The following is a 26,488-nucleotide window of genomic DNA, read 5'->3' on the forward strand; positions in this document are numbered from 1 at the left end:
CGGCATGGCCGAAGTGCGGGCTTGAAGCAGGCCCGTCCGGCCACAGATCGGGACAGGACACCTGATAGCTCAGGCCAATCGTTGCGATGCCGATAATCAATTAGATTTATCGTGTCCACCCTCGTAGCATCGTCCCCACTGTTCAACCACCACGGGAAAACCAAGATGTCCCTGATCAATACCGAAGTGAAACCGTTCAAGGCCGACGCACTGAAGGCCGGCAAATTCGTCCAGATCTCCGACGCCGACCTGAAGGGCAAGTGGTCCGTGGTGTTCTTCTACCCGGCCGACTTCACCTTCGTCTGCCCGACCGAGCTCGAGGACCTGGCCGACAACTACGCCGAGTTCCAGAAGCTGGGCGTGGAGATCTACTCGGTCTCGACCGACACCCATTTCGCGCACAAGGCTTGGCACGACACCTCGGACGCCGTGAAGAAGATCAACTACACCATGGTCGGCGATCCGACCGGCACGATCAGCCGCAACTTCGAGGTGATGATCGAGGAAGCCGGTCTGGCCGATCGCGGCACCTTCGTGATCGACCCGGCGGGCAAGATCCAGATCGTCGAGATCAATGCCGGTGGCATCGGCCGCGACGCGTCCGAACTGCTGCGCAAGGTCAAGGCTGCCCAGTACGTCGCCGCCCACCCGAACGAGGTCTGCCCGGCCAAGTGGAAGGAAGGCGAGAAGACCCTGGCGCCGTCGCTGGACCTGGTCGGCAAGATCTGAGTCACCGCTGCATCGGAACCGGGCGCCACGGCGCCCGGTTCCAACCCGCCTGGATGCTTGTGTCAGCGGCTTGCGCCCGGCACCGCTCCCCGCCCTGCCGCCCTCCCCTCCGGCGCAGGCTGCTGTCACAAGCCTCTTCCCTCCCCACGATCCCCACGCATCCATCACTGGAGTGGTAACCATGCTCGACGAAACCCTCAAGACCCAGTTGCAGGCCTATCTGGAAAAGCTGGTGCAGCCGATCGAGCTGGTCGCCGCGCTGGACGACAGCGCCAAGTCGCAGGAACTGGACGAACTGCTGCAGCAGATTGCCGCGCTATCGGACAAGATCAGCCTGCGCCGCGACGACAGCGAGGCGCGCAAGCCGTCGTTCGCGATCAACCGCGTCGGCACCGACATCGGCGTGCGTTTCGCCGGCCTGCCGATGGGTCATGAATTCACCTCGCTGGTGCTGGCCCTGCTGCAGGTCGGCGGCCATCCGTCCAAGGCGGCCGCCGATACGATCGAGCAGGTGCGCAACCTCGATGGCGACTTCAAGTTCGAAACCTATTTTTCGCTGTCCTGCCAGAACTGCCCCGACGTGGTGCAGGCGCTGAACCTGATGAGCGTGCTCAACCCGCGCATCCGGCACGTGGCGATCGACGGCGCGCTGTACCAGGACGAGGTGGAAAAGCGCCAGGTGATGTCGGTGCCCACCGTGTTCCTCAACGGCGAAGTGTTCGACCAGGGCCGCATGAGCCTGGAGCAGATCGTGGCCAGGCTCGACACCGGCTCCAGCGCCCGCGAAGCGGAGAAGATCAAGGCCAGGGACGCGTTCGACGTGCTCGTGGTCGGCGGCGGCCCGGCCGGCGCGGCGGCGGCGATCTATGCCGCGCGCAAGGGCATCCGCACCGGCGTGGCGGCCGAGCGCTTCGGCGGCCAGGTGCTGGACACCATGGCGATCGAGAACTTCATCTCGGTGCCCTATACCGAAGGCCCGAAGCTCGCCGCCGCGCTGGAGCAACACGTGCACGAATACGACGTGGACGTGATGAACCTGCAGCGCGCCGAGAAGCTGGTGCCAGCCAGCGACGCCACCGGTGGCCTGGTTGAAATCGAACTGGCCAACGGCGCCACGCTGAAGGCGAAGACGGTGATCCTCTCGACCGGCGCCCGCTGGCGGCAGATGGGCGTGCCCGGCGAAGACGAATACCGCAACAAGGGCGTGGCCTACTGCCCGCATTGCGACGGTCCGCTGTTCAAGGGCAAGCGCGTGGCGGTGATCGGCGGCGGCAACTCCGGCGTCGAGGCGGCGATCGACCTGGCCGGCATCGTGGCCCACGTCACCCTGATCGAATTCGACGGCAAACTGCGCGCCGACGAAGTCCTGCAGCGCAAGCTGCGCAGCCTGCCCAACGTCGACATCATCGTCAGCGCGCTGAGCACCGAGGTGCTGGGCGATGGCCAGCGGGTCAGCGCACTGGTCTATCGGGACCGTGCCAGCGAGCAGATGCACACGCTGGAACTGGAAGGCATCTTCGTGCAGATCGGCCTGCTGCCGAACACCGAATGGCTGAAGGGCACGCTGGAACTGTCCCCGCGCGGCGAGATCGTGATCGACGAACGCGGCCAGACCTCCCTGCCCGGCGTGTTCGCCGCCGGCGACGCCACCACAGTGCCGTACAAGCAGATCGTGATCGCGATGGGTGCCGGCTCCACGGCAGCGCTGAGCGCCTTTGATCACCTGATCCGCAGCCCGCTGGTGGTCACGGAAGACCGCAAGGAAGCGGTCGCCGCCTGATCGAATTGAACGGATCGAAGTGAACGGGATGACTCGCGGTCCCGCTCACCGCTTCGCCGGGCGGGCCGTGGCCCGGCGTCAGCTGCCTTGATCGGGCCCGTGTTCCAGCGCCCGGCGAATGTCCTCCAGCGCCCCCGGATCATCCAGCGTGGACAGATCGCCCGGATCGCGCTGCTCCGCCAACGCCTGCAACGAGCGGCGCAGCAGTTTGCCGGAACGGGTCTTCGGCAAGGCATTCACCACATAGATGCGTGACGGCCTTGCCACGCCGCCAAGCTGGTCGACCACGCGCTGCTGCATGGCCTTCGCCACCGCGGCGGCACCATCACCGGCATCCCGTTTCAACGTGGCGAACACGATCGGCACCTGCCCCTTCAGCTCGTCCCTCACGCCGACCACGGCCGCCTCGGCCACCGCCGGATGGCTGGCCACCGACTCCTCGATCTCGCGAGTGCCCAGGCGATGGCCGGCCACGTTGATCACGTCGTCGGTGCGGCCAAGCACGAAGGTGTAGCCGTCCTCATCGCGCACCGCCCAGTCCAGCGAGCTGTACAGCAGCTCCTTGAAGTGGCTGAAATAGCTGTACACGTAGCGGTCGTCGTCACGCCAGATGGTGCTGAGGCAGCCTGGCGGCAACGGCAGCTGCAGCACCAGCACGCCCTTGGTGCCGTGGGGTACTTCCGCGCCGGTGTTCTCGTCGATCACCTTCATCCGGTAGCCCGGCGCCGGCAGGCCGGGCGAGCCGAATTTCACCGTCTTCAGATCCAGCCCGGGCATCAGGGTGATCGCCGGCCAGCCGGTTTCGGTCTGCCAGTAGTTGTCGATCACCGGCACGCCCAGCGCGCCGGTGATCCACTGTGCGGTCGGCTCGTCCAGCGGCTCGCCGGCGAGGAACAGCCACTTCAGTGTCGACAGGTCGTGCTTCTTCAGCCAGCTCTCGTCCTGCTTCTTCAGCACGCGGATCGCGGTGGGCGAGGAGAACATGGTGCGCACCTTGTAGCGCTCGCACAGCTGCCACCAGATGCCTGCATCGGGCCGCGTCGGCAGGCCCTCGTACAACAAGCTGGTGGCGCCGCCGATCAACGGGCCATAGACGTTGTAGGAATGACCCACCGCCCAGCCCACGTCGGAGGTGGAGAACATCACCTGTCCCGGCGCGATGTCGAACACGCAGCGGATCGACAAGGCCATCGCCACCGCATAACCGCCCACGTCACGCTGCACGCCCTTGGGCTTGCCGGTGGTGCCCGAGGTATACAGCAGGTAGCTCGGCTCGTTCGATTCCAGCCAGGCCACCGGCACCTCGGCATCCGCGTGCTGCACTCGCAGGCTGGCGTAGTCCAGATCGCGCCCGGCCACCCGGGTCATCTGCGGATCCAGCCCGCGGTCGATGATCAGCACATGCGGCGGCGGTGCCGACGCCTCGTTCAGCGCCGCATCGACCAGCGGCTTGTACGGGATCACCTTGCCCGCGCGCATGCCGGCGTCGGCGGCAACCAGCAGCTTCGGTTGCGCGTCGTCGATGCGCAGCGCCAGGTTGTGCGCCGCAAAGCCGCCGAACACCACCGAATGGATCGCGCCGATCCGCGCGCAGGCCAGCATCGCGAACACCGCCTCGGCGATGTTCGGCAGGTAGATCACCACCCGATCGCCCTTGCCCACGTCCAGCGACTGCAGCACCGCGGCAAACGTGTTCACCTCGCGATGCAGCTGGCGATAGGTGAACTCGCGGGTGGCCTCGGTCTCGCTGGAAATCGCCACCAGCGCCAGCTGCTCCGCGCGCTCGGCCAGGTGGCGATCGACCGCGTTGTAGCAGAGGTTGGTCGTGCCGCCCACGAACCAGCGCCGGAACGGCGGGTTCGACTGATCGAGGATCTGCCGCAGCGGCGTCTCCCAGTGAATCAGCCGCGCCTGCTCGGCCCAGAACGACTCCGGCTCGTCGACCGACTGCCGGTAGAACTCCTCGTAGCGCATGGGCGGACTCCAGGGTTTCGTTGCCGCCAGCCTAGACCAGCCCGGCAGCCGCATCATCGCGACAATGGTCGTAGCTGAGCATGGCCTTTCGCCGCGCTTGACCCTCACGTAACGTGAGGCCCCAGTGTGCACGGCGCACACCGAAGGAGAAGGCAAGCCATGTTGTTGACCGTGGGCGAACTCGCCAGGCGCTGCGGACTGACCGTCCGTACGCTGCACCATTACGACACCATCGGCCTGCTGACCCCGTCGGTGCGCTCCGCTGCCGGCTATCGACACTACGACCGGGCGAACATCGAACGCCTGCACCGTATCCAGGCCCTGCGTCAGTTGGGCCTGTCGCTGGCCGACATCGGCAAAGCCCTGTCCGGACCGCTGCAGCCATTGGCCGAGGTGGTCGACCGGCAGATCACGCAGATCGACCGCGAGCTCGCCGAAGGCACCCGCCTGCGCGAGCGCCTGGTGCATCTGCGCGCGCAGCTGGCGCACGGACAGTCCCCCGACCTGGCCGACTGGCTGGACACGCTGGAGCTGATGACGATGTACGAGAAGTATTTCTCACCCGAGGAACTGAAGACCCTGCCGCTGCACACCGACCCGGACGTGCTGACCGACTGGAGCGCCCTGGTCAGCGCCGTGCAATCGGCGATGGACCGCGGCGCCACGCCGGACGATCCCGACGCGCAGATCCTGGCGCAACAGTGGATGACGATGGTCGGCCGCGGCACCGGCGGCAATCCCGCCTTCCTGATGCGCCTGCATGCGATGAACGAGAACGAGCCCGGCCTGCGCGAACGCAGCGGCATCACCCGCGAGCTGGAGCAGTTCGTGGAGCAGTCGATGGTCGCGGGGCGGCTGGCGATCTTCGAGCGCTACCTCACGCCGCACGACATGCCGCGCATGCGCGAGCTTTACGGCCGGCAGATGTACGCGTGGCCGCCACTGATCGCCGAACTGCGCCAGGCGATCGCCGACCATCTGCCTGCCGACGATCCGCATGCGCGACAGCTGGCGACGCGCTGGATGGCATTGTTCCGCGCCTACGCCGGCGATGATCCGGCGACGCACGCCCGCATCCGCGAGGCCTACGCCAGGGAACCGGACCTGCGCAGCGGCAGCGCGGTGGACGACACGCTGCTGGACTACGTGCGGCAGGCATTGAAAGGCCCGGCGCGCTCGTCGCACTGACCGGCGCGCACAAAAAAGGGTGGCCGATCGGCCACCCTTTCCGGTTCCCTGCGGGAGCCGACTTGTTACTTCGCGAACAGATGCTCGACGCCGGCGCGCTCCTCGCGCAGTTCCTTGTCGGTGGCATCCATGCGGGCGCGCGAGAAGTCGCTGACCGGCAGGTCCTGCACGATCGTGTACTTGCCGTCCTTCACCGTCACCGGGTAGCCGTAGATAACGCCCGGGGCGATGCCGTAGGAACCGTCGGACGGAATGCCCATCGAAACCCAGTCGCCCTCGGCCGTGCCCAGTGCCCACGAGCGCATGTGGTCGATCGCGGCCGACGCGGCGGAGGCCGCGGACGAGGCGCCGCGCGCCTTGATGATCGCCGCGCCGCGCTGCTGCACGGTCGGGATGAAGTCGCTCTCGTACCAGGCCTGGTCGATCAGGCTCAGCGCCGGCTTGCCGTCGACGGTGGTCTGCGACAGGTCCGGATACTGGGTGGAGCTGTGGTTGCCCCAGATCGTCATCTTCTTGACGTCGGTGTTGTGCTTGCCGGTCTTCTCGGCCAGCTGCGCCTTGGCGCGGTTGTGGTCCAGGCGGACCATCGCGGTGAAGCACTTCGGGTCCAGGTCCGGCGCGTTCTGCTGGGCGATCAGCGCATTGGTGTTGGCCGGGTTGCCGACCACCAGCACCTTCACGTCGCGCCTGGCGTGGTCATTGATCGCCTTGCCCTGCGGACCGAAGATCGCACCGTTCGCTTCCAGCAGATCCTTGCGCTCCATGCCCGGGCCGCGCGGACGGGCGCCGACCAGCAGCGCATAGTCGACGTCCTTGAAGGCGACGTTGGCATCGTCGGTGGCGACCACGCCGGCCAGGGTCGGGAAGGCGCAATCGTTCAATTCCATCACCACGCCCTGCAGCGACGGCAAGGCCGGGGTGATTTCCAGCAGGTGCAGGATCACCGGCTGGTCCGGGCCCAGCATGTCGCCGGCGGCGATACGGAACAGCAAGGCATAACCGATCTGGCCGGCAGCGCCGGTAACGGCAACGCGAACGGGGGCTTTCATCATTTGATCTCCGGGAAGGGGGAATCGGCAAAGGAAAATCGGAAGAGCGGAGCGGGCCGATGCCCGACTCCCCATTCCCGATTCACGGGTTCAATTCAGCTCGGCGAAAAACTCGGCAATGCGTTGCAGGCCCGGCTGCAATTGTGCAGCCGGACAGGTGTACGAGATGCGCATCGCACGCGGCTCGCCAAAGGCGGAACCGGGCACGCAGGCGACGCCCTTGGCCTCCAGCAGCGCGGCGCAGAATTCCACGTCGTTGTTGATCGCCACGCCGTGGTGGCTCTTGCCGAAGGCCACCGAAACGTCGGGAAATGCGTAGAACGCACCCTGCGGCCGCGGGCAGACCACGCCGGGAATCGCGCTGAGCGCGGCAAACACGGTGTCGCGACGGCCAGCGAATTCCTCGCACTTGGCCTGCGGGACATCCTGCGGTCCGCTCAGCGCCGCCACGGCTGCGGCGGTGATCACTTCCGGCAGGCTGGTGATGTGGTTGGAGTTCAACGTGGTGACGGCCTTCGCCACCGCTTCCGGCGCCGCGATCAGGCCCACGCGCCAGCCCGGCATGCCGTAGGTCTTGGACACCGAATCGACGAAGATCACCCGTTCCTTCAGCTCGGGCTTGGCGAACACGAAGTTGTGGTAGCCGATGCCGTCGAACACCATCGAGTTGTAGATGTCGTCGGTGATCACCCAGGTATCCGGGTGCCTCGCCAGCACCTCGGCCAGCGCCGCGATCTCCGCGCCGGTGTAGACCATGCCGGTGGGGTTGGACGGATTGTTGAACAGGAACACCTTGGGCTTGCGCACCAGCGCGGCGTCGAGCTGGGCCGGAGTGAGCTTGTAGTTCTGCTCCGATCCGCAATGCATCACGTTGACCTTTGCGCCCACGATGTCGGCGATGTCGCGGTACGTGGTCCAGTACGGCGCGGCGAAACAGATCTCATCGCCCTCGTCCAGCAGCGCCTCGGCCAGGTTGTACAGCACGTGCTTGGCGCCGATGCCGATCGACAGGTTCGTGCGCCCATAGCCGGAAAAACCCAGTGCTTCGATGTGCTTCAGGAATGCATCCAGCAGCGCGTCGGCGCCGCGGTTGCTGCCGTACTGGCCGGAGTCATGCGACAGCGACTCGCGTGCGGCGGCATAAACGTGTTCGCCCGGCAGGAAGTTCGGTACGCCGATGGAGAAGCTGATGATGTCGCGGCCGGCAGCCTTGAGCTGTTTCGCCTTCTCGGCAATCACCATGATCGCGCTGGGTTTGGCGCGGCCGACACGCTGGGCGAGCTGGGGCATGGGTCTCTCACGCTGGGGGAGGAAGCAAAGGCGGTGATTTTATCACGCCATCCGGACCCGGCGCTGGTCGTGCACGCCATGTCCACGAGAACCGGGCATGATGGCCACGCCCGCGCGACGGGCGGCTCACTCAACACGGAGGAGATCCACATGCACTGGCTTTGGGTATTCGTGATTGGACTGATCGTCGGCCTGGTGGCCAAGCTGCTGATGCCGGGCAAGGACCCGGGCGGCTTCATCATCACCGCCATCATCGGCATTGCCGGCTCGCTGCTCGCCACCTGGGTCGGCCAGAACGTGTTTGGCTGGTACCAGGAGGGGCAATCGGCCGGTTTCATCGCTTCGGTGATCGGTGCGATCGTGTTGCTGCTGATCTACCACTTGCTCAAGCGCAAGTCCGCCTGAGCAGCGATCCCGGCGGAGCGCCGCTCTGCCGGGATGTTTCCGATCAGGCTCACCTGATCGTGCCGGGTTTCATCAGGCCTGCTCGTCAGGCTCGTCAGGCCTGCGCCAGCCCGCCCAGCAGCTTGCCGGCCAGACCTTCAAGCATGCCCAGATCGAAGCCGCTGCCCTGCCCCGCATCCGGCACCTGGCCATCCGGCGTCATGTGATCGACCGCGTGTGGCAGCACGTGCGACAACCCGCTGAGTACCACGCCCGGATCGACCCCGAGCTTGCTGGCAGCCTCCTGCACCAGCGAACCCATGCCACCGTTCTGCAGCGCCTGACCGAGCTGATCCCCCGAGACCGGCTGGTTGGCGCCGGTGCCCACCCATGACTGCACCGCGCCGCCGAGCCCGTGCTGCTGCAACATGCTGATCAGGCCCTGCACGCCGCCGGCGCGCTGCAGCAGATCACCCGCCACCGAGATCATCGAGCCGGCACCGCCGCCCTGCTGCTGTCCCTGACCGCCAAGCAAATCGTCGAGGAATGACATGGTCGTTCTCCTTGATGAATGAACAAGCGTGAAGCCAGTCGATCATAGGCTGATGAAACCGGCGCGACCATGACCTTCGACCCAAAAAAATCGCCGGCGTCAGCCGGCGATTTCCTGCGAATCCTGATGATGGATTCAGCCGCGCTGGTCGAGCACCGCGTTCCATTCCTTGACGCGATCCGACTGCGCCGCCAGCAGGGCATCGACGTCGCCGTCCACGGTGACCTTCTCGATCGTGTCGCCCTGGCTGATCGCGTTGACCACGTTCATGTCGGCGGCATCGACCACTTCGCCGAACACGCTGTGCTTGCCGTCCAGCCACGGGGTCGGGCCATGGGTGATGAAGAACTGGCTGCCGTTGGTGCGCGGACCGGCGTTGGCCATCGACAGCACGCCCGGCTTGTCGTGCTTCAGCGAGGCGTTGAACTCGTCCTCGAACTTGTAGCCCGGACCGCCGCGACCGCTGCCCTCGGGGCAACCGCCCTGGATCATGAAGTCGGCGATCACGCGATGGAACGACAGGCCGTCGTAGTAGCCACGCTTTGCCAGGTTGACGAAGTTGGCCACCGTGACCGGCGCCTTGTCTTCATGCAGGCGCAGGTGGATCGGGCCGCGGTTGGTGGTGAAGGTGACATTGATGGTCATGGCAAATCCTTGGGTTCAAGAGCTGCACCGTGCCACGGCACGGATATCGGGGTCGTGAAGGATAACCCAGCCCGGGTGGTGGATCAGCCATGGCCGACCGTCGATGCTCAGGGCAGGCCCAGTTTGCCGCGGTCGAGCACACCGACGCCACGCGGCCGGGCCGCGGGCGCCGGCGCATCGACCGGCCATGACTTGCCCTCGTACAGGTGCCCCCACAACCGATCCAGCGCCACGTAGCCGTAGGGCAGCAGCGGCACGTGGCGCTCGCCGAAACCTGGCAGGGCGAGGAACGCATCGAAGTGCTGCGCATGCGGCACCTTCCAGTAGATCGGCCGGCGCCCTTCGTCGCGCAGCCATTCCACGTACGGCTCGGAACTGAAAACCGTGGGCAGCAAGCCGTCGCTGGCGCCGTGCAGCACCCACAGCGGCAGGTCCGCCCGCGGCAGGCGAGCGGCGGTTTCGGCCACCGAAGCGTGCAGCGCCTGCGCCTCGTGGTCTTCGCCGGTCCACAGCGCGCGCAGGCATTCGCTGCCGATCAGGGTCGGATCGGCCGATACATTGACGCCGCCGTAAAGCCCGATGCCGTTGCCCGGGGGAATGCCCGAACCCTCGGCCCACCATGCTGCCCGCGTCGCGGCGTCCGCCACGCCCGGCGCGCCACCGGCACCGATCGCCGCGTAGTGAAATCCGCAAGGCATGTCGCCCGCGCCGCGCCGCAGGTAGGACGATGCGTAGCCCGCCGCGATCACCCGCCACAGGTCGAACGCCGTGGTGCTGGCCGCCGTGTCCATCGCCTCGTCGGTCCAGCCACGCGCATGCAGATAGTCCCGCACCTGCGCGGACTGCTGCGCCAGCGTGTTGCCACTGAGCTTGCCTTGGGCCCGCAGGCTGGCGCAGCGGATCGGCCATGCCGGCAACGCCACGCCGCGTGGCCCGCGCGCCATCGGTACGCCGGCAAACTGTTCCGCGCTCAGGGCGCAGGGCAGCCAGATCGCCGCCTCGGTGGCGTAGTCATACAACGCGCGACCGCGATCCTTCACGTGCACATTCGGTTCCAGCGCGACCACGCCGGCGAAGAATCCGTCGTGATCCAGCCCGGCCGCCTGCAATACCGCACCGCCGCCATTGGAGATGCCGGTGGCGATGATCTTCGTGTTCTGCGGCGTAAACGGCGCCTCTTCCGGATACGCCCGATCGAGCATGGCCAGGCCGAACTGCGCGGCCTGGATCACGTGCCTGCCCCAGGCCGCCTCCGGGTTGTCGCCCGAATGCATGTGCTTGATCGCGATGCCGGTGACCGGCGGCCCCGGCATCGGCTGGAATTCCAGCGCGGCGTCGCCCTTTTTCGCGCGACGCCCGTCCAGCGCCACGCCGCTGTGATCGGCGAAATCGAAGTAGCCCGTGCCGGTGCCCTTGTCGGTATATGCCACCGCGCAGCCGTGCGGCAGGCCCCACGCGCCGGCCAGCGAAATCGCGCCGTAGATGCCGCGCGAGCCCGAGGAAGCCGTCACCACCAGGCAGCGTTTCTGCTTGTCGAAGTTGTCCGGCAACTGCAGCAATACGCGATGCGGCGCGCGTGCGCCGGGAATCCGGGCAAACGCCGAGTATTCGCGCCCGGGCACGTCGGGCACCGCGCCGTAGACCGTGCCGTAGCCACCCAGCGGACCCAGGTCGGCGATGCCCTTCCAGCTGGTCTGGATCGCGCGTCGCCGCAGTTCTTCCGCGCCGGGGTCGAGTGGATCGGTGAAGGGCAGCGGCGCAGCGGCCAGGCCGGCAAGGCCCAGCCCCGCACTCAGCAGATCATCGCGACCGCGATGTTCGGTCACCCGCACTTCCCCGTAGTCGACCTCTGGCATGGCAGCTTCCTTCCCCGTGGCATGGCTGGCACAAGCGGACAGCATGACGGATAAGGGCATGAAGCAGAACAGCCAGGGCAGGCGACGGGCGGAATTTTTCATTCCCGCACCATAGCAAGCACAGGGCGCCTGGCCATCGTACGAAAGTCCATCGCCGCCACGGCGGCAAACTCGACGCGGCCGCGGCGGCCAGCTAACTTCAGCGTCATGACCAGCCTGCTGATTGCCGACGACCATCCCCTGTTTCGCGCCGCGCTGCGGCTGGCCGCGAACGATAGCCTGCCCGGCTGCGAGATCCGGGAGGCGGCTGACCTTGCCGGAGCGCTGCAGCTGCTGTCTGGCGCACCGGATATCGACCTGGTCCTGCTCGACCTGCACATGCCCGGCAGCCAGGGCCTGTCCGGCCTGGCCGCCTTGCGCGGCCAGCACCCCGGTGTGGCCGTGCTGGTGGTCTCCGCCCACGACGAGCCGCGCATCGTGCGCCGCGTGCTCGATCACGGCGCCGCCGGCTTCATCCCCAAGAGCGCCAGTCCTGTCGAAATCGGCGAGGCGATCCGCAGCGTGCTCGATTGCGGCACCTGGCTGCCGCCCGATCTCGCCGAGGCCGTCGCCACCCTGCCCGCCGATCCCGCCGACACCGACCTCGCCAGCCGCCTGGCCCGCCTCACCGAACAGCAATCGCGCGTGCTGGCCCTGCTGGCCGAAGGCCTGCTCAACAAGCAGATCGCCGACCGGCTGGCGATCCAGGAGCGCACGGTGAAGGCGCACGTCACCGCGATTTTCGAGAAGCTGAAGGTGCGCAACCGGACCCAGGCGGGGATGCTGCTGAAGTCGCTGGAACTGGGCGAACCGGCGCGAATTGCGTAACTGAAAATTTGCTCGCAAGCTCACCTATTGCGCTCAACTCCTACAGGAGAAGTTGATGGGCTTTGTCATTTTGCTCGCGGCTGGCCTTTTGTGGTGGTGGCTGGCACGCGACAAATCGCTGCCAGAAGGGAAACACCCATACCCAACATCCAGTAGTAGGCCGCCCAATTTACAAGTGGGGCAAGCTTCGTCAATTATCGAAACTTCCGTATCCTTGACAGATCAGGTTGCACCGACTCCACCACTTCAAGCCGACGAAATCACCCGATGTAACGTCGTCGCACCGGAAAATCGTTGTGCGGTTTGCCGGACAGCCCGTCCCCCACAATTCGCCACTTGTCGACTAGTGGTCTGTAAGCAATGTATCGAACTGATTAAAGGAAACATGCCGATAAATATTTCGGCTATCGACTCGATCATCAACGAGACCAACGGAATTCCTTTCATGGATTGGGGCTTCATGGAAGCCGTGATCAACGAGAACGAATCAGTAGGTCGCATAACCACCAAGGTGAAACATGCCGGCCTCGTACCATCAAACCTAGCACCACGGACGTGGCTTAAATTCATGCGCGCCTACCATCTCGGCTTGATCTCCTGTGCAGATCGCGTCACTTATCCCGAGGAGCCGGGATGGCACGAACTCGCGAAAAAAATACGCATGCAGGACAACCGTAGGTGCAATATTTGTCGATCCACCGGCGTACTGCATGTTCATCACATTATTCCACTATCGAATTACGGCATGAACGATCCGAGAAATTTGGTGACCCTATGTTACGAGTGCCATCGCTCTCAACACCCACATGTGTTGTTCAGCCTAGATTAGTTTTGAGGAATACTATTCGAAGCTTCTCCAACCATGCAGCCTCGCCAGTTACTGGCTTTTCTTAAATCTCGCACGCCGCATCCGTAATACAAAAGCACACATCAATCGCACGTCACCTCTGTACTACCCCGGTCGCCACCCGCTGCAACATCTGCCGCAGTGCCAGCGGCTTCAACGGCTTGTACAGCACGCCGATCCCCGCATCGAGCAGCCGTTGCCGCAGTTCGCCGTCCCGATCCGCGGTGAGCATCACCGTCGGCACGTCGGCATGCCGCTCGCACAGGCGCTGCCAGACGTCCAGGCCGGTGTGCCCGCCATCCAGATGGAAATCGAGGATGTGCAGGTCCGGTCGCCACGGCGCGGCCAGTGCCTGTTCCGCATTGCGGGCCGGGTGAACCTGCCAGCCCCAACTGCTCAGCAGGCTGCCCAGCGCGGCCAGCGCGGCCGGTTCGTTGTCCAGCAGCAGCGCGCGACCCGTCGGCAGCGACTGCGCCACGCCGGCAGCCATCGGCAGGCGAGCGGCAGCCCGCGCCAGTGGCACGGCGAGATGGAAGACGCTGCCGTGACCAGGCCAGGAACGCAGCCCCAGCGGATGACCGAGCAGCTCGGCCATGCGTTGCGCGATGGAGAGACCCAGTCCGAGCCCCTGCCCGCCCGCGGCGCTGCCACGGCGAAATTCCTGGAAGATCAGTTCCTGCTCCGCCACGGCGATGCCCGGGCCGGTGTCCCACACCTCCACGCGCAGGTGGTCACCGGCTCGACGCACGCCGAGCAGCACGCGACCGTGCTCCGCATAGCGCAAGGCATTCGACAGGAAGTTCTGCAACACCCGGCGCAGCAGCTGTGGATCGGAATGCACCCACGCGCGTGTGCCGACCACGTCCAGCCGCACGCCGCGGTCGAGCGCGATGGCACTGAACTCGGCAGCCAGCGGATCGAGCACTTCGGCCAGCGCAAACGCGCGCGGCTGCGGATGCAGGCGACCGCCCTCCAGCCGGGCCACGTCGAGCAGGCCGGTGAGCAGGCCTTCGGTGGCGCTGAGCGCACCGTTGAGATGCTGCGCGATGGCGACATCGCCGCCGCGCTCGGTCAGTGAGTGCGCGAACAGCTGCGCGGCGTGCAGGGGCTGCATCAGGTCGTGGCTGACCGCGGCCAGGAAACGACTCTTCGAGGCATTCGCCGCCTGCGCTTCGGCCGAGGCTGCGGCCAGCTCGCGGGTGCGTTCCTCCACCCGCAGTTCGAGTGTTTCGTTGACCCGCTTCAGCGCCGCCTCGGCCTGGCGGAAGGCGGTGACGTCGGTGAAGGTGGCCACGAAGCCGCCGCCGGGCATCGGGTTGCCGCGAATCTCGACGATGGTGCCGTCGGGAAAACGCCGCTCGGACAAATGCCGCGTGCCGGTGCGCATGTGCGCCAGCCGGCGCTGCACGCGCGCTTCGACTTCACCCGGACCCAGCATGCCGGCGTCGATGTTGTGGCGGGTCAGCTCGGCCACCGGCCGCCCCACCTGCAGCATCCCCGGCGGATAGTCGAACAGGCACGCATACGGCGTGTTCCACGCCACCAGGTGCAGTTCCGCATCGACCACGCAGATGCCCTGGCTCATGTTCTCCAGCGCCGCCTCCAGCACGCGCTGGTTGAAGCGCAGGTCCTGCGCCGCCTCGCCCACGATGGCGACCACCGTGTCCAGGTCGTCGCGACCCTGCCGATGCACCACTTCCAGCAGCAGGCGCGCGGATGCCGCGCCGATCACCGCGGCCAGTTCGTGCTCGACCTGGGCCACCCGCGCACTGCCGGCGGAACCGGCCGCCGGCGCGCTGGCAAACAGCAGCGCGACCCGCTCCGGCGGCAGGAAGCGCGCCGCCAGCGCCCGCAGTTCGACCAGGCCCACGTCGCCCACGCTGACGGCGTGCGCGGAACGGCCGTAACGGGAGCCGGCCAGCGCCAGCATCACCACGATGTTGACCAGCAGGCTGACCACCACCGCGCGCCCCAGCCGGTTCCAGTTGCCCAGCCCCAGCAGGCCATCCGGCGCCAGCCAGTGCAGGCCGAACGGACCGCTGTGCAACCACGCCGGCGCGGCCGGCAACAGGGCCGGCAGCACGGCATACATCCACACCAGGGTGCCCGCGGCCAGCCCGGCCATCACCGCGCGCGGTCCGAGCTGCGGCCGATACACCGCCGCCAGCAGCGCCGGTGTCAGCCCGGCCAGCGCGGAGAACGAGATCGCGCCGATGTCGGCCAGCGCCTCGTTGCGTGCCAGCAACCGGCTATACGCCCAGGCCAGCAGGATCACCAGCAGGATCGCGACGCGCCGATGGTTCAGCAGCTCGCCGCGCAGGTCGCCATGCTCGTCGCGGCCCCAGCCGGAACGCACTCGCAGCGGCGCGATGAAATGATTGACCACCATCAGGCTCAGCGTCAGCGTGGCGATCACCACCATGCTGGTCGCGGCGCTCAGGCCGCCGAGAAACGCGATCAGCGCCAGCCCGTGTTCGCCACGGGCCAGCGGCAGCGCCAGCACGTACATGTCCGACGACACCCCGCTCGCGCCCAGCCATGCATCGCCCAGCCGCGCCAGCGGCAGGATCGGCAGCGAGATCAGCAGCAGGTACAGCGGGAACAGCCAGCGCGCGGTGCGCAGCTGGCCATCGTCGCGGCATTCCACGATGCCCGCGTAGAACTGGTGCGGCATGGTGAACATCGCCAGCGCGCCGAGCAGGATCAAGGCGGGGAACCCGCCACTGTCGGGCGCCTGCGGCACGTTCACCGGCAAGCCGGGCGGCAACGCCGCGAACAGCAGCGTGCCCAGCGCCAGCATCGCGCCGAGCTTGAACAGCGACTCGAACGCCATCGCCAGCACCAGCCCGCGGTTGTGCGCCATGGTCGACGCCCGACGGGTGCCGAACAGCATCGCGAACAGCGCCATCAGCAGCGCCACGTACAACGCACTGTCCTGCCACGGATCGGATTCGGCCAGCTGGCCCTGACTGAGGATGCCGTAACTCATCGCCACCGCCTTCAGCTGCAGCGCGATGTACGGCACGATCCCGATCACCACCACCGCCGTGACCAGCGCCGCCAGCCCCGAATGCCGTCCCAGCCGCACCGCGATCAGGTCGGCCAGCGACCCGGCGTTGTACTCGCGCACCAGTTGCACCAGCCGGCCGAGGAATTTCAGCGCGAACAAATACATCAGGATCGCCCCGACGAACGTGGGCGGCAGCCACCAGCCCGAACGGCTGGCCTGGGTCACGGTGCCGTAGAACGTCCACGAGGTGCAGTGAATCGCCAGCGACAGCGCATACACGATCGCCCAGCGCTTCTCGAAAATGTGCGGGCGGCGTTCGCCGAGCAACGCCACGCCGAACAGCAGGCCCAGCCAGCACAAGGCGGCGATGGCGATGACGCTGGCGCTCAGCATGCGAAGCACATCCGTGGGGGCGACTTCCGTCGCGATGTTCGCGTCGCAGCTGGATGCTTTGGAGCGAAAAGCTTTCGTCCTCCTTCGGAGGGCGAGTTACTTCTCTTTTGCTTGTCCAAAAGAGAAGTAACCAAGAGAAAACGACCCCCCGCTTGGCGCTTGTTGGGCATCCTGCCCAACAAGTGCGTGAGCCGGGGCCGGGCTTTTCGAACGGGCATCCTGCCCGTGCGAAAAGGCGTTGCCATCCCTGGCAACGCCCGCTGCGCGGCCTGTCGACCCCGGCTCACCGCCGCACAAGGGACCCCGGTAAAGCAGCGGGCCATCGTGGCCCGCACTCGGTGATGAAGCTGAAGAGCAAAAGAAGAAGCAAAAGCCAAAAGCCGAGCGAAAGCTCCGAGTCGCCGCGGCTTTGCTCTTGATCCGGCTCTTCTGAAAAGTACGCGCAGGATGCGCGTCGCTCTGCCCGGGGCCCCTCTGCAGCGGCGAGGCGGGGCCGACAGGCCGCGTAGCGGGAGCCGACAGGGATGTCGGCTCCTTTTCGCCAGGGCAGGCGACGGCATGGATGCCGAAGTGGAGGCAACGCAGGATGCGGTTGCCCGATGCCCTGTCGAAAAGCCCGGCCCCGGCTCGCGGACTTTCCGGGCATGGCGAGGGCATGGATGCCCGAGTTGAGGCAACGCAGGAGCGGTTGCCCGACGCCCGGAAAGCGCGGAAGCGGGGTGGCCTTCTCTTGGGTTACTTTCTCTTGGCCACTCAAGAGAAAGTGACTCGCCCTCCGAAGGAGGACGAAAGCTCTTCGCTCTGAAGCTTCTGGCTTCGAATAAAGCAAGAGCATCGCGCACAGGGTGCGCTCCTACAGTAACGTCGAGGCCATCGGCGTGCGGGGCCATCAATGGCCGGCGGGCAACCCCAACGCCCGTGCCGCGTTCACCAGCCAGCGCAACTGCACGCCGTGGCGTGTGTCGTAGTCGGCTCCGGAATAACCCCACCAGTCCCAGCATGCTTGCGGATTCAAGGGCGCGAAACTTGCGCGGGTCTGAGGATATAGCACTGCCACGTCGTAGACGTCGGCCCAGCGGTTGAAGCCGGCGTCCTCGACGAAAGCCTTGCCCACCGCATCGGCGTTCTGCTTGCAACCGTGGAACGCCACCACCACGCCGCAGGACTTGCCGGCGAGACAGGCGGGCGGCAGGTAGACGTAGCCGGTATCGGCCAGGAACGCGTCGGTTCCGTCGGGACGCAGCGCGTCCTGGTCGAAGTTGCGCAACTCGCCCTTGGCCGTGGTCGCAGCATGCGCCGGCTGGCCGAACATCTGCGCGAAGATTTCGCCCGCCGCGTCGAAGCCGCAGTGGCCGAGGTAAGGCGTCACCGACTTGTCGCAATCGTCGCCGGTGCCCGCCACCGGCAGGTTGTGCGCGAACGCGCGCTGGCCATCGTCATGCACCTGCATGCCCCCGAGGCCCGGCGTGCCATCGCGCAGTTGTTCATAGAAATGGGCGCCGGCTTCGGCCACGGCCGGTGCCACCAGGGCGTCGTCCCTGCCGTGCAGCAGGTAGACGCGAGCATGCGCCAGATCCTTCAGCGCGCCGATTTCGCCGGCGGCCGAACGCTTGCCGGCGCTGGCCACCAGTGCGGCGACATCCGGTGCGGGCACGCCCTTCATGCAACTGCCCAGCGCCACCTCCAGCTTGCCGCCGGCGCAGCCGTACGGTCCGCCGGCGACCATCGCCGCGTTCGGGAACAGCTCCGGATAGGCCAGTTGCGCCTGGGTAGCCATGTAGGCACCGGAGGAAAGACCGACCACTGCGGTGCGTGCCGGGTCGATCTTCAGCTTCGGCAAACTGGCGTCGGGGCCTTTGGCGCAGGCACTGCCGGCGCTGGCCAGCAAGGCCAGCCACAGCACGCGGGTTGTCCAGCGGGTAGTCATCGGTCGCTCCATGGGCTCGATTCGAGGTGCTGCGGGGCGGGCACCACCCGCCCCGCGGGACGGCCTCGTCAGAAGTTATAGCGCACGTTGGCGTACCAGTTGCGCGGCATGCCGTAGTAAGCGGTGCGGATGTTGCCCACGCTGGAGAACTCCTGTCCGTCGGTCTTGTAAACCTTGTCGCCCAGGTTGCGCACGCCGGTGCGGAACTGCCAGTGGCCGTCGGCCGAGTCATAGATGCCGAACAGGCCGGTGACCGAGTACGCCTTCTGGCTCAAGGCGTCGTAGTTGTCCACGCTCAGCCAGGTCTCGCTGCGGTACGACCAATCGGCGCCGATGGTGATGGCGCTGCCGCTGCCCAGATTGAACACATGGGTGGCCGCGACGCGCGAGGTCCAGGTCGGCGAGAACGGCACGTGGTCATGCAGACTGGGGTTGTACAGCGGGTCGCTGGGGTCCAGGCGATGGTCGACGAACTTGGCGTAGCGGGCGTCCAGATAGCCGACCTGGGCCGACAGCCGGGTGCCGTCGTCGAACACGGCGGCGCCCTCGAACTCGAAGCCGTCCATCTTCAGCTTGGCCGCGTTGATCACCGGGAAGGCGAACGTCGGCGTGATCGAGCCGGGGTTCTGCACTTCGGACACGCGGGCCTGGAAGTCGGTGTAGTCACTGTGGAACGCGGCCAGGTTGGCCTGCAGCTTGTTGTCGGCCGAGCGCCATTTCAGGCCCAGTTCGTAGGTCCACACGTACTCGGGGTTGTACTCGGCGGTGCGCGTTTCCGCGGCGGAGTTGGCGCGGCCGTTGAAGCCGCCGGACTTGAAACCGCGGCTGGCGGAAACATAACCCATGGTCTGCGGGTTGAACTGCTTTTGCAGGCTGATCGTGGGCGTCCACGCGTTCCAGCGCTTGTCGCCGGTGAAGGCCACGGTCTCGTTGATCGCGGTGAACGGCTGGCCCCAGAACGTGCTGGTGGTGCGGTCGTAGTCCTTGTGGTCGCTGCTGTAACGCACGCCGGCGGCCAGCGTCCAGCTGGGCACGAACTGCCAGTTCACGTGGGCGAAGCCGGCGTACGTCGTGGTGGTGAGGTCGTCGTCGATGGTGCGCAGGAAGGTGATCGGGGTGCCGGCCAGCGCGAACAGGTCATCGGCGTACGCTTCCTGGTGCGACGGCACGGTCTCGCGCAGGTAATACAAGCCGTAGACCGCCTGCAGGTTGCTGCCGTTGTCGTACTGCAACTGCAGTTCCTGGCTGGCCTGCTTCTGGTGGAAGTCGACCAGCACGTCGCCCAGCTCGAACTGCGAGGCGTCGATGTCGATGTAGGAATTACTGTCGAGCTTGCGGAATGCGCTGATGCTCTTGAGGTTCCACTGCTCGGACAGCTTCCAGTCGAGGCTGAGCGCAGCGCCCTTGTGTTCAAGCTGCTGCCCCTTGTCCGGGCTGAACGAGGTGCGCGTCTTGAAGTCGTACTTCTGGTCGGGATCGGGCTTGAGCAGCACCACGGTGCCGAAGGCCAGGTCGGTCCGGGTCAGCGACGAGACCGGCTGGCCCAGGGTGAGCCCGGTGTCCTGCTTGGTGTAGTCGAGGCTCAATACCGCATCGAAGTTTTCCGACGGGTGATAGCGCAGCTTGCCGCGCACGGACTTGGTGTCCTCGTCGTTGTACTTGTGGCCGGTGGAGGGGTCGGTGACGTAGCCGTCGGTCTGCGTGACGCCGCCGGCAATCGAGGCCGACCACGCGCCGCCGAGCGGGCCGCCGAGGTAGAACTTGCCTTCGCGCCGGCCATAGTTGCCGAAGCCGGCCTCGACCGAACCTTCGGTGCTGTCGCCGGGGTTCTTCGTCACCACCTTGACCGCGCCGCCGGTGGAGTTCTTGCCGTACAGCGTGCCCTGGGGACCGCGCAGCACCTCGACGCGCTCGACGTCGAACAGGTTGATCAGCCCGCCCTGGATGCGCGAGTAGTAGACGTCGTCGACGTACATGCCCACGCCCGGGTCGAAGGTCTGCAGCGCGTCGGGCTGGCCGATGCCGCGGATGAAGATGTTCACCGCCGAGGACGAACCGCGGCCCTGCACGATGTTCATGTTCGGCACCGCGCCCTGCAGGCCGTCGATGCTGTTCGCCTGCAGGTCCTTCATGTCCTCGCCACTGAACGCGGTGATCGCCACCGGCACCTTTTCCAGCGACTCGTCGCGGCGCCGCGCGCTGACCGTCACTTCCTGCAGCTGCTTGGCGTCGGCCTGCTTCGCTGCCGTGGTTTTCGCGCCGGCATCCTCGTTCGCCTGCTGCGCCTGCAGTGGCGCCACCAGGGCCAGGCCCAGAACCAGACCGATCGCCGAACTCAGATGCGTGCGTTTCATGACGTCCCCTTGCTAGTGAATGCATCGCTCGCGCGAATGCTGATGAGGGGAGCTTAGGTGGGCCTTGCCGCAGCAACACTTGTACCTTCGTACAGTGCCCGCACGGCCAGCGCTTCGGGATACTCGGCGCCTGTCGTTAGGGCTGAAACGGGGAGATTCACGGATGGCGTTCCTGATCGTGCTGGCCGCGCTGTGCTTCCTGATGTTCGCGGCGTACCGCGGCTACAGCGTGATCCTGTTCGCGCCGATCGCTGCGCTGGGTGCGGTGCTGCTGACCGATCCGTCGCTGGTCGCGCCGATGTTCACCGGCCTGTTCATGGACAGGATGGTCGGCTTCCTCAAGCTGTATTTCCCGGTGTTCATGCTGGGTGCGGTGTTCGGCAAGCTGATCGAACTGTCCGGATTTTCCAAATCGATCGTGGCTGCGACCATCGGCCTGGTCGGGCGCAGCCGCGCGATGCTCTCGATCGTGCTGGTCTGCGCGCTGCTGACCTACGGTGGCGTGTCGCTGTTCGTGGTGGTGTTCGCGGTATACCCGTTTGCGGCGGAACTGTTCCGCCAGTCGGACATCCCCAAGCGGCTGATCCCCGGCACTATCGCGTTGGGCGCGTTCACCTTCACCATGGATTCGCTGCCGGGCACGCCGCAGATCCAGAACATCATTCCCACCTCGTTTTTCGGCACCAACACCTGGGCCGCGCCGTGGCTGGGAACGATCGGCGGCGTGTTCATCCTGATCGTGGGCCTGGGCTATCTGGACTGGCGTCGACGCAAGGCCGCCGCGGCCGGCGAAGGCTACGGCGACAACCTGCTCAACGAACCGGAGCCGTTCGAGGCTGCGCGGTTGCCGCATCCGCTGATCGCCCTGCTGCCGCTGGTGCTGGTCGGCGTGTGCAACAAGCTGTTCACCGACCTGATTCCGCGCGTGTATGGCGAAACCCAGTCGTTCCTGCCCAGCGTGGTCGGCAACGCGAAGCCGGTGGTGCAGGACGTGTCCAAGGTCGCCGCGATCTGGGCGGTCGAAGGCGCCCTGCTGGTCGGCGTTGCGTGCGTGCTGGTGTTCGCCTGGCGCGCGGTGCTGGGGCGGCTGGCCGCGGGCAGCCAGGCGGCGGTTGGCGGCGCCTTGCTGGCCTCGATGAACACGGCATCCGAATACGGCTTCGGCGCGGTGATCGCCGCCCTGCCCGGCTTCAAGCTGGTGGCCGATGCGCTGCACACGATCCCGAACCCGCTGGTCAACGAGGCGGTCACCGTCACCGCGCTGGCCGGCATCACCGGTTCGGCCTCCGGCGGCATGAGCATCGCGCTGGGGGCGATGGCCGATACCTTCATCGCCAACGCGAACGCCGCCGGCATCCCGATGGAAGTGTTGCACCGGGTCGCCGCGATGGCCTCCGGCGGCATGGACACGCTGCCCCACAACGGCGCAGTGATCACCCTGCTGGCGGTGACCGGACTGACCCATCGGCAGGCCTACAGGGACATCTTCGCGATCACCGTGATCAAGACGCTGGCGGTGCTGGTGGTGATCGCGGCGTACTACTTCATGGGCGTGGTCTAGACCACCACCCGAACGACGTCGCCTCCCCCGACCGGCGTTGCCGGTTGCCGACGCCGACCGATCCGGGGCTGCCTGCATGTGGGGTGGCTCCTTCCGTTCCGCGCGAGCGGGACTGTCGTGAAGCAAAGGGAGACATGAGCGATGTCGATCAAGACGTATGGACTGGGTCTGCTGGCCGTGCTGCTGTTCCTGCCCGCGCTGTCTGCGCGGGCCACCTGCCATGACACCGTGGTGCTGGTACACGGCAATACCGGCAGCCCCGCCGATTTCCAGAACACCTACGACCGGCTGCGCCAGCAGGGCTGGAGCGACGCGCAGATCGTTGCGCCCGCCTGGGGCAACGCCTACTGCGCCGCCTGCAACGACCACAGCGGCAGCGAGGAGACCCCGGTCAGGAACGCGATCAGCAGCGCCATCGCCGGCTCGTGCAGCGGGCATATCGACGTGATCGGCCATTCGATGGGCGTGACCCTGGCGATGCGCGAGATCGACAGGCTCGGCGTGTCCGGCAAGGTCGACGTGTTCATCGGCATCGCCGGCGCGGTGCACGGGCTGTGGTCGTGCGGCATGTATCCATGGAACGTGGCCACCGCCACCTGCGGCTCGTATGGCCTGTCCGTGGGCAGCCCGCTGCTGCAAGGCATCGCAGGGCACCGCTTCGGCTCGCACATGTACTCGATGAAATCGTGGGGCGACGAGATCAACTGCTACGGCAGTTGCCTCGTCTACGGCGTGCATACCTCGACGATCCCCGGCGAGGATTACAGCTTCGACTATCCCTACGGCCACTATCAGCTGCTGTGGCTGACCGCCGCCGACCAGGTGAGTCTGCTGGAGTGAGGCGCCGGCGGGTGGCCGGCCACGGCCACCCGCCCGCAACGGCGGACCATCGCGCCCCTGAATGCCCCCTTCAACGAATGCGGGCAAGTTGTCGCATAAATCCGTATAATCGACGGGTTAACCCTCTGATAACCCACGTGGTGGCTCCAAGCGCCACCCGAGTCGATCCCATGTCCATCGAAAATCTGCGCAATATCGCCATCGTCGCCCACGTCGACCACGGCAAGACCACCCTCGTCGATTGCCTGCTCAAACAGTCCGGCACGCTCAACGAGCGCACCGTGCTGGCCGAGCGCGTGATGGACTCGAACGACCAGGAAAAGGAGCGCGGCATCACCATCCTGGCGAAGAACACCGCCATCACCTGGCAGGGCAACCGCATCAACATCGTCGACACGCCGGGACATGCGGACTTCGGCGGCGAGGTGGAGCGCGTGCTGTCGATGGTCGACTCGGTGCTGATCCTGGTCGACGCGATGGATGGCCCGATGCCGCAGACCCGCTTCGTGACGCAGAAGGCGTTCGCGATGGGCTTCAAGCCGATCGTGGTGATCAACAAGGTCGACCGTCCCGGTTCGCGCCCCGAGTGGGTGGTGGAACAGGTCTGGGACCTGTTCGATCGGCTGGGCGCCACGCCGGAGCAGATGGACTTTCCGATCGTCTACGCCTCGGCCCTCAACGGCTATGCCAGCCTCGACGAGAACGTGCGCGAAGGCGACATGACCCCGCTGTACGAAGCGATCATGCAGCACGTCAGCAAGCCGGACGTGGACCCGGAAGGCGCGTTCCAGATGCGCATCAGCCAGCTCGACTACAGCAGCTTCGTGGGCGTGATCGGCATCGGCCGCATCCAGCGCGGCACCCTGAAGAAGGGCATGCCGGTCAGCGTGGTCGACCGCCACGGCAAGAAGCGCCAGGGCAAGGTGATGCAGGTGCTGGGCTTCCTGGGCCTGGAGCGGATCGAGCAGGACAGCGCCGAGGCCGGTGACATCGTGGCCATCTCGGGCATCGCCGAGCTGACCATCTCCGACACCGTCTGCGCGCTGGACACCCCCGAAGCGCTGCCCGCGCTGACCGTCGACGAGCCGACCATCTCGATGACCTTCCAGGTCAACAACTCGCCGTTCGCCGGCAACAAGGACCTCTCCGGCGGCAAGTTCCTGACCAGCCGCCAGCTGCGCGACCGCCTGGAACGCGAGCAGGTGCACAACGTGGCGCTGAAGGTCGAGGAAGGCTCCGACGCCGACAAGTTCCTGGTCTCCGGCCGCGGCGAACTGCACCTGTCGGTGCTGATCGAGAACATGCGTCGCGAAGGCTATGAGCTGGCCGTGTCGCGCCCGGAAGTCATCATCAAGGAAATCGACGGCCAGAAGATGGAGCCGATCGAACAGCTGGTGGTCGACGTGGAAGAGATCCACCAGGGCGCCGTGATGGAACGCCTTGGCGTGCGCAAGGGCCAGCTGAAGAACATGGAGCCGGACGGCAAGGGTCGCGTGCGCCTGGATTACGAGATCCCGGCGCGCGGCCTGATCGGCTTCCAGAACCAGTTCAAGACCCTGACCCAGGGCTCGGGCCTGCTGTTCCACGTGTTCGACCATTACGGTCCGAAGGAAGACGGCCAGATCGCCAAGCGCCTCAACGGCGTGATGATCGCCAATGCCGGCGGCACCACTCCCGCCTACTCGCTGGGACCACTGCAGGATCGCGGCAAGCTGTTCGCCGCCGAAGGCGACAACGTGTACGAAGGCCAGCTGGTCGGCATCCACGCCAAGGACAACGACCTCACCGTCAACGTGATCAAGCCGAAGCCCCTGACCAACATGCGCGCCTCCGGCAAGGACGACGCGATCCAGCTGACCCCGGCGATCAAGTTCACCCTGGAACAGGCACTGGACTTCATCGACGACGACGAGCTGGTCGAGATCACCCCGAAGGAAATCCGCCTGCGCAAGAAGCACCTCACCGAGAACGACCGCAAGCGCGCTTCGCGCGGTTGAGTTGCCGGGTGACCGAGTGAACGGAAGGCCGCCGCAAGGCGGCCTTCTGCATTCGTGCCCGCCGGAACCAGTACCTCAGGCCTTGCTGCCGCGCACCCGCAAACCGGGCCGTTGCCGCGCCAGCTTGCGCAGCAATTCGGCGAATGCCTGCAGGTCGTCGTGCCAGGGCGAGGCGTCGCGCCAGTACAGGGCGATCTCGCGGCCGCTCGCGGGGCCTTTCAAGGTCGCCAGCGCGATGTTCGGCATCGAGGCCAATCGTTCGCGGGCCAGCGCCGGCACCAGCGCATAACCACCACGCAGGCTGACCAGGGCGGCCAGGCTTTCCAGGCTGACGTCCTGCACGTGACCGTGCTCGCCGCCTTCGCAATGCAGCCCGTCGGCGTGGCTCTCGGCCATCAGCGTGGCCTCGGCCGGGTCGAGCTGGGTCATCGCGATGTCCTGCTGCCCGGCCAGCGGGTGGTCGGCGCGCAGCATCAGTTCCCACGGTTCGAAGAACAGCGGGCGTGATGCGATGCCGCTGACCGTCGTGGTCGGCGGCGCCAGCACCGCATCGAGTTCGCCTTCGCTCAGGCGGCGCAGCAGGCCGCGCGGCTTGCCTTCGGAGATGCCCAGCCGCGCACCGGGAAAATGCTGCGGGAACGGCGCGATCAGGTGCGGCAGCAGGTACGGCCCCAGCGAGGCCGGCACGCCCAGCCTCAGCTCGCCGCCGAAGGCGACTTCGCCGGCGCGGGCGACCTGCTGCAGGTGCTCGGCCGCAGCCAGCACCGCGTCGATCTGCTGCAGCAGCCGCTGGCCGCCGGCGGTCGGCACGATCTTCCGCCCGCCGCGCTCGAACAGCGGCGCACCCAGCGCCTGCTCCACCTTCTGCACCTGGTGCGACAACCCGGACGGACTGATGTGCATCGCCCGCGCCGCGCTGTTGAAACTGCCGTGGCGATGCACCGCCTGCACCAGCGCGAGGTCGCGCAGCGAGACGGCCGCCAGGCCCATCGAAATCATCGAATGCTGCATGTCATCAAAGGCGTTTGCTTGCGGTGATCATCGAGGCCATCCTGTGCGGTGAAGTGCGGCCACGCGCCGTTCGCGCAGTGTACTTGGCGGCATGAGCCAAAAGGCGTCAGACCGGCCATGTCATCCCGTCCAGGTCGCTTGTCCGGTTCGCGGAGATGCGGGGTTTGCGCGATAATTGCGTTTTTTACCGGACTGCTGGACCCCACGCGCCGTCCGGCGTCGTTCAGTCATCC

The 26,488-nt window shown here is 66.4% G+C and carries 19 protein-coding genes; 9 read left to right on the top strand and 10 right to left on the bottom strand.

Annotation, left to right across the window (positions count from 1 at the left end; genetic code table 11):
* Nucleotides 1–165: 165 nt before the first annotated feature.
* Together ahpC and ahpF are read left to right on the top strand one after the other, a co-directional pair.
* Nucleotides 166–729, top strand: a complete 564-nt coding sequence (gene ahpC, locus I6J77_RS09290; RefSeq protein WP_056717598.1) for an alkyl hydroperoxide reductase subunit C — start codon at nucleotides 166–168, stop codon at nucleotides 727–729.
* Between the two features lie 181 nt (nucleotides 730–910).
* On the top strand, nucleotides 911–2,509 hold the full coding sequence (ahpF, locus tag I6J77_RS09295; protein WP_204108771.1) for an alkyl hydroperoxide reductase subunit F: 1,599 nt from the start codon (nucleotides 911–913) through the stop codon (nucleotides 2,507–2,509).
* Nucleotides 2,510–2,587: 78 nt separating this feature from the next.
* On the opposite strand, the gene prpE is transcribed toward ahpF, so the two are convergent.
* Complete coding sequence (gene prpE, locus I6J77_RS09300) at nucleotides 2,588–4,483, bottom strand: propionate--CoA ligase (RefSeq protein ID WP_204108772.1); 1,896 nt, start codon at nucleotides 4,481–4,483, stop codon at nucleotides 2,588–2,590.
* A 159-nt stretch (nucleotides 4,484–4,642) separates the two neighbouring features.
* Here prpE and I6J77_RS09305 point away from each other — a divergent pair, with 159 nt between their 5' ends.
* Nucleotides 4,643–5,671 carry a MerR family transcriptional regulator gene (locus tag I6J77_RS09305; RefSeq protein ID WP_204108773.1) on the top strand — a complete coding sequence of 343 codons (1,029 nt, stop codon included), beginning with the start codon at nucleotides 4,643–4,645 and terminating at the stop codon, nucleotides 5,669–5,671.
* A gap of 65 nt (nucleotides 5,672–5,736) precedes the next feature.
* On the opposite strand, the gene I6J77_RS09310 is transcribed toward I6J77_RS09305, so the two are convergent.
* Both I6J77_RS09310 and I6J77_RS09315 read right to left on the bottom strand, forming a co-directional pair.
* Entirely contained in the window at nucleotides 5,737–6,720 is a 984-nt protein-coding gene (locus tag I6J77_RS09310; protein WP_204108774.1) for a malate dehydrogenase, read from the bottom strand.
* A 90-nt stretch (nucleotides 6,721–6,810) separates the two neighbouring features.
* The gene (locus tag I6J77_RS09315; protein ID WP_204108775.1) at nucleotides 6,811–8,010 is read right to left on the bottom strand and encodes a pyridoxal phosphate-dependent aminotransferase; all 1,200 of its coding nucleotides are present in this window, start codon (nucleotides 8,008–8,010) and stop codon (nucleotides 6,811–6,813) included.
* A 150-nt stretch (nucleotides 8,011–8,160) separates the two neighbouring features.
* Here I6J77_RS09315 and I6J77_RS09320 point away from each other — a divergent pair, with 150 nt between their 5' ends.
* Nucleotides 8,161–8,415 carry a GlsB/YeaQ/YmgE family stress response membrane protein gene (locus tag I6J77_RS09320; RefSeq protein ID WP_099652052.1) on the top strand — a complete coding sequence of 85 codons (255 nt, stop codon included), beginning with the start codon at nucleotides 8,161–8,163 and terminating at the stop codon, nucleotides 8,413–8,415.
* Between the two features lie 94 nt (nucleotides 8,416–8,509).
* On the opposite strand, the gene I6J77_RS09325 is transcribed toward I6J77_RS09320, so the two are convergent.
* The 3 genes from I6J77_RS09325 to I6J77_RS09335 form a co-directional block, all read right to left on the bottom strand.
* The gene (locus tag I6J77_RS09325; protein ID WP_204108776.1) at nucleotides 8,510–8,947 is read right to left on the bottom strand and encodes a YidB family protein; all 438 of its coding nucleotides are present in this window, start codon (nucleotides 8,945–8,947) and stop codon (nucleotides 8,510–8,512) included.
* Between the two features lie 135 nt (nucleotides 8,948–9,082).
* Complete coding sequence (locus I6J77_RS09330) at nucleotides 9,083–9,592, bottom strand: peptidylprolyl isomerase (protein ID WP_204108777.1); 510 nt, start codon at nucleotides 9,590–9,592, stop codon at nucleotides 9,083–9,085.
* 107 nt (nucleotides 9,593–9,699) lie between these two features.
* Nucleotides 9,700–11,448, bottom strand: a complete 1,749-nt coding sequence (locus I6J77_RS09335) for a D-(-)-3-hydroxybutyrate oligomer hydrolase (protein WP_239308894.1) — start codon at nucleotides 11,446–11,448, stop codon at nucleotides 9,700–9,702.
* A gap of 207 nt (nucleotides 11,449–11,655) precedes the next feature.
* On the opposite strand from I6J77_RS09335, the gene I6J77_RS09340 reads away from it, so the two are divergent.
* Both I6J77_RS09340 and I6J77_RS09345 read left to right on the top strand, forming a co-directional pair.
* Nucleotides 11,656–12,315 carry a response regulator transcription factor gene (locus I6J77_RS09340; RefSeq protein WP_204108778.1) on the top strand — a complete coding sequence of 220 codons (660 nt, stop codon included), beginning with the start codon at nucleotides 11,656–11,658 and terminating at the stop codon, nucleotides 12,313–12,315.
* A gap of 55 nt (nucleotides 12,316–12,370) precedes the next feature.
* On the top strand, nucleotides 12,371–13,144 hold the full coding sequence (locus I6J77_RS09345; RefSeq protein WP_204108779.1) for an HNH endonuclease: 774 nt from the start codon (nucleotides 12,371–12,373) through the stop codon (nucleotides 13,142–13,144).
* Between the two features lie 112 nt (nucleotides 13,145–13,256).
* Here the strand turns inward: I6J77_RS09345 and I6J77_RS09350 are convergent, their stop codons facing one another.
* From I6J77_RS09350 to I6J77_RS09360, 3 genes are all read right to left on the bottom strand, one after another.
* Nucleotides 13,257–16,565: a PAS-domain containing protein gene (locus I6J77_RS09350; protein ID WP_204108780.1), complete on the bottom strand. Its 3,309-nt coding sequence runs from the start codon at nucleotides 16,563–16,565 to the stop codon at nucleotides 13,257–13,259.
* An 889-nt stretch (nucleotides 16,566–17,454) separates the two neighbouring features.
* Nucleotides 17,455–18,492 (bottom strand): PHB depolymerase family esterase, encoded by a 1,038-nt coding sequence (locus I6J77_RS09355; protein ID WP_204108781.1) that lies wholly within the window; start codon nucleotides 18,490–18,492, stop codon nucleotides 17,455–17,457.
* 68 nt (nucleotides 18,493–18,560) lie between these two features.
* Nucleotides 18,561–20,846, bottom strand: a complete 2,286-nt coding sequence (locus tag I6J77_RS09360) for a TonB-dependent receptor (protein ID WP_204108782.1) — start codon at nucleotides 20,844–20,846, stop codon at nucleotides 18,561–18,563.
* Nucleotides 20,847–21,009: 163 nt separating this feature from the next.
* Here I6J77_RS09360 and I6J77_RS09365 point away from each other — a divergent pair, with 163 nt between their 5' ends.
* The 3 genes from I6J77_RS09365 (at nucleotide 21,010) to typA (ending at nucleotide 25,244) form a co-directional block, all read left to right on the top strand.
* The gene (locus I6J77_RS09365) at nucleotides 21,010–22,407 is read left to right on the top strand and encodes a GntP family permease (protein WP_204108783.1); all 1,398 of its coding nucleotides are present in this window, start codon (nucleotides 21,010–21,012) and stop codon (nucleotides 22,405–22,407) included.
* Between the two features lie 141 nt (nucleotides 22,408–22,548).
* Nucleotides 22,549–23,247: a lipase gene (locus I6J77_RS09370; RefSeq protein ID WP_204108784.1), complete on the top strand. Its 699-nt coding sequence runs from the start codon at nucleotides 22,549–22,551 to the stop codon at nucleotides 23,245–23,247.
* Nucleotides 23,248–23,417: 170 nt separating this feature from the next.
* The gene (gene typA, locus I6J77_RS09375) at nucleotides 23,418–25,244 is read left to right on the top strand and encodes a translational GTPase TypA (protein WP_007809051.1); all 1,827 of its coding nucleotides are present in this window, start codon (nucleotides 23,418–23,420) and stop codon (nucleotides 25,242–25,244) included.
* Nucleotides 25,245–25,319: 75 nt separating this feature from the next.
* Here typA and I6J77_RS09380 read toward each other — a convergent pair whose 3' ends face one another.
* Entirely contained in the window at nucleotides 25,320–26,255 is a 936-nt protein-coding gene (locus tag I6J77_RS09380) for a LysR family transcriptional regulator (RefSeq protein WP_204108785.1), read from the bottom strand.
* Between the last annotated feature and the right edge of the window lie 233 nt (nucleotides 26,256–26,488).

It is taken from the genome of Rhodanobacter sp. FDAARGOS 1247 (assembly GCF_016889805.1).
Taxonomy (GTDB): domain Bacteria; phylum Pseudomonadota; class Gammaproteobacteria; order Xanthomonadales; family Rhodanobacteraceae; genus Rhodanobacter.

Bases quoted from the DNA above. Each gene is read 5' to 3' on its own strand.
- I6J77_RS09365 (WP_204108783.1), top strand. From the start codon at position 21,010: ATGGCGTTCCTGATCGTGCTGGCCGCGCTGTGCTTCCTGATGTTCGCG.
- I6J77_RS09305 (WP_204108773.1), top strand. From the start codon at position 4,643: ATGTTGTTGACCGTGGGCGAACTCGCCAGGCGCTGCGGACTGACCGTC.
- I6J77_RS09345 (WP_204108779.1), top strand. From the start codon at position 12,371: ATGGGCTTTGTCATTTTGCTCGCGGCTGGCCTTTTGTGGTGGTGGCTG.
- I6J77_RS09335 (WP_239308894.1), bottom strand. From the start codon at position 11,448: ATGCCAGAGGTCGACTACGGGGAAGTGCGGGTGACCGAACATCGCGGT.
- prpE (WP_204108772.1), bottom strand. From the start codon at position 4,483: ATGCGCTACGAGGAGTTCTACCGGCAGTCGGTCGACGAGCCGGAGTCG.
- I6J77_RS09340 (WP_204108778.1), top strand. From the start codon at position 11,656: ATGACCAGCCTGCTGATTGCCGACGACCATCCCCTGTTTCGCGCCGCG.
- I6J77_RS09355 (WP_204108781.1), bottom strand. From the start codon at position 18,492: ATGACTACCCGCTGGACAACCCGCGTGCTGTGGCTGGCCTTGCTGGCC.
- I6J77_RS09320 (WP_099652052.1), top strand. From the start codon at position 8,161: ATGCACTGGCTTTGGGTATTCGTGATTGGACTGATCGTCGGCCTGGTG.
- I6J77_RS09310 (WP_204108774.1), bottom strand. From the start codon at position 6,720: ATGAAAGCCCCCGTTCGCGTTGCCGTTACCGGCGCTGCCGGCCAGATC.
- typA (WP_007809051.1), top strand. From the start codon at position 23,418: ATGTCCATCGAAAATCTGCGCAATATCGCCATCGTCGCCCACGTCGAC.
- I6J77_RS09380 (WP_204108785.1), bottom strand. From the start codon at position 26,255: ATGCAGCATTCGATGATTTCGATGGGCCTGGCGGCCGTCTCGCTGCGC.
- I6J77_RS09360 (WP_204108782.1), bottom strand. From the start codon at position 20,846: ATGAAACGCACGCATCTGAGTTCGGCGATCGGTCTGGTTCTGGGCCTG.
- I6J77_RS09315 (WP_204108775.1), bottom strand. From the start codon at position 8,010: ATGCCCCAGCTCGCCCAGCGTGTCGGCCGCGCCAAACCCAGCGCGATC.
- I6J77_RS09325 (WP_204108776.1), bottom strand. From the start codon at position 8,947: ATGTCATTCCTCGACGATTTGCTTGGCGGTCAGGGACAGCAGCAGGGC.
- ahpF (WP_204108771.1), top strand. From the start codon at position 911: ATGCTCGACGAAACCCTCAAGACCCAGTTGCAGGCCTATCTGGAAAAG.
- I6J77_RS09370 (WP_204108784.1), top strand. From the start codon at position 22,549: ATGTCGATCAAGACGTATGGACTGGGTCTGCTGGCCGTGCTGCTGTTC.
- ahpC (WP_056717598.1), top strand. From the start codon at position 166: ATGTCCCTGATCAATACCGAAGTGAAACCGTTCAAGGCCGACGCACTG.
- I6J77_RS09350 (WP_204108780.1), bottom strand. From the start codon at position 16,565: ATGCTGAGCGCCAGCGTCATCGCCATCGCCGCCTTGTGCTGGCTGGGC.
- I6J77_RS09330 (WP_204108777.1), bottom strand. From the start codon at position 9,592: ATGACCATCAATGTCACCTTCACCACCAACCGCGGCCCGATCCACCTG.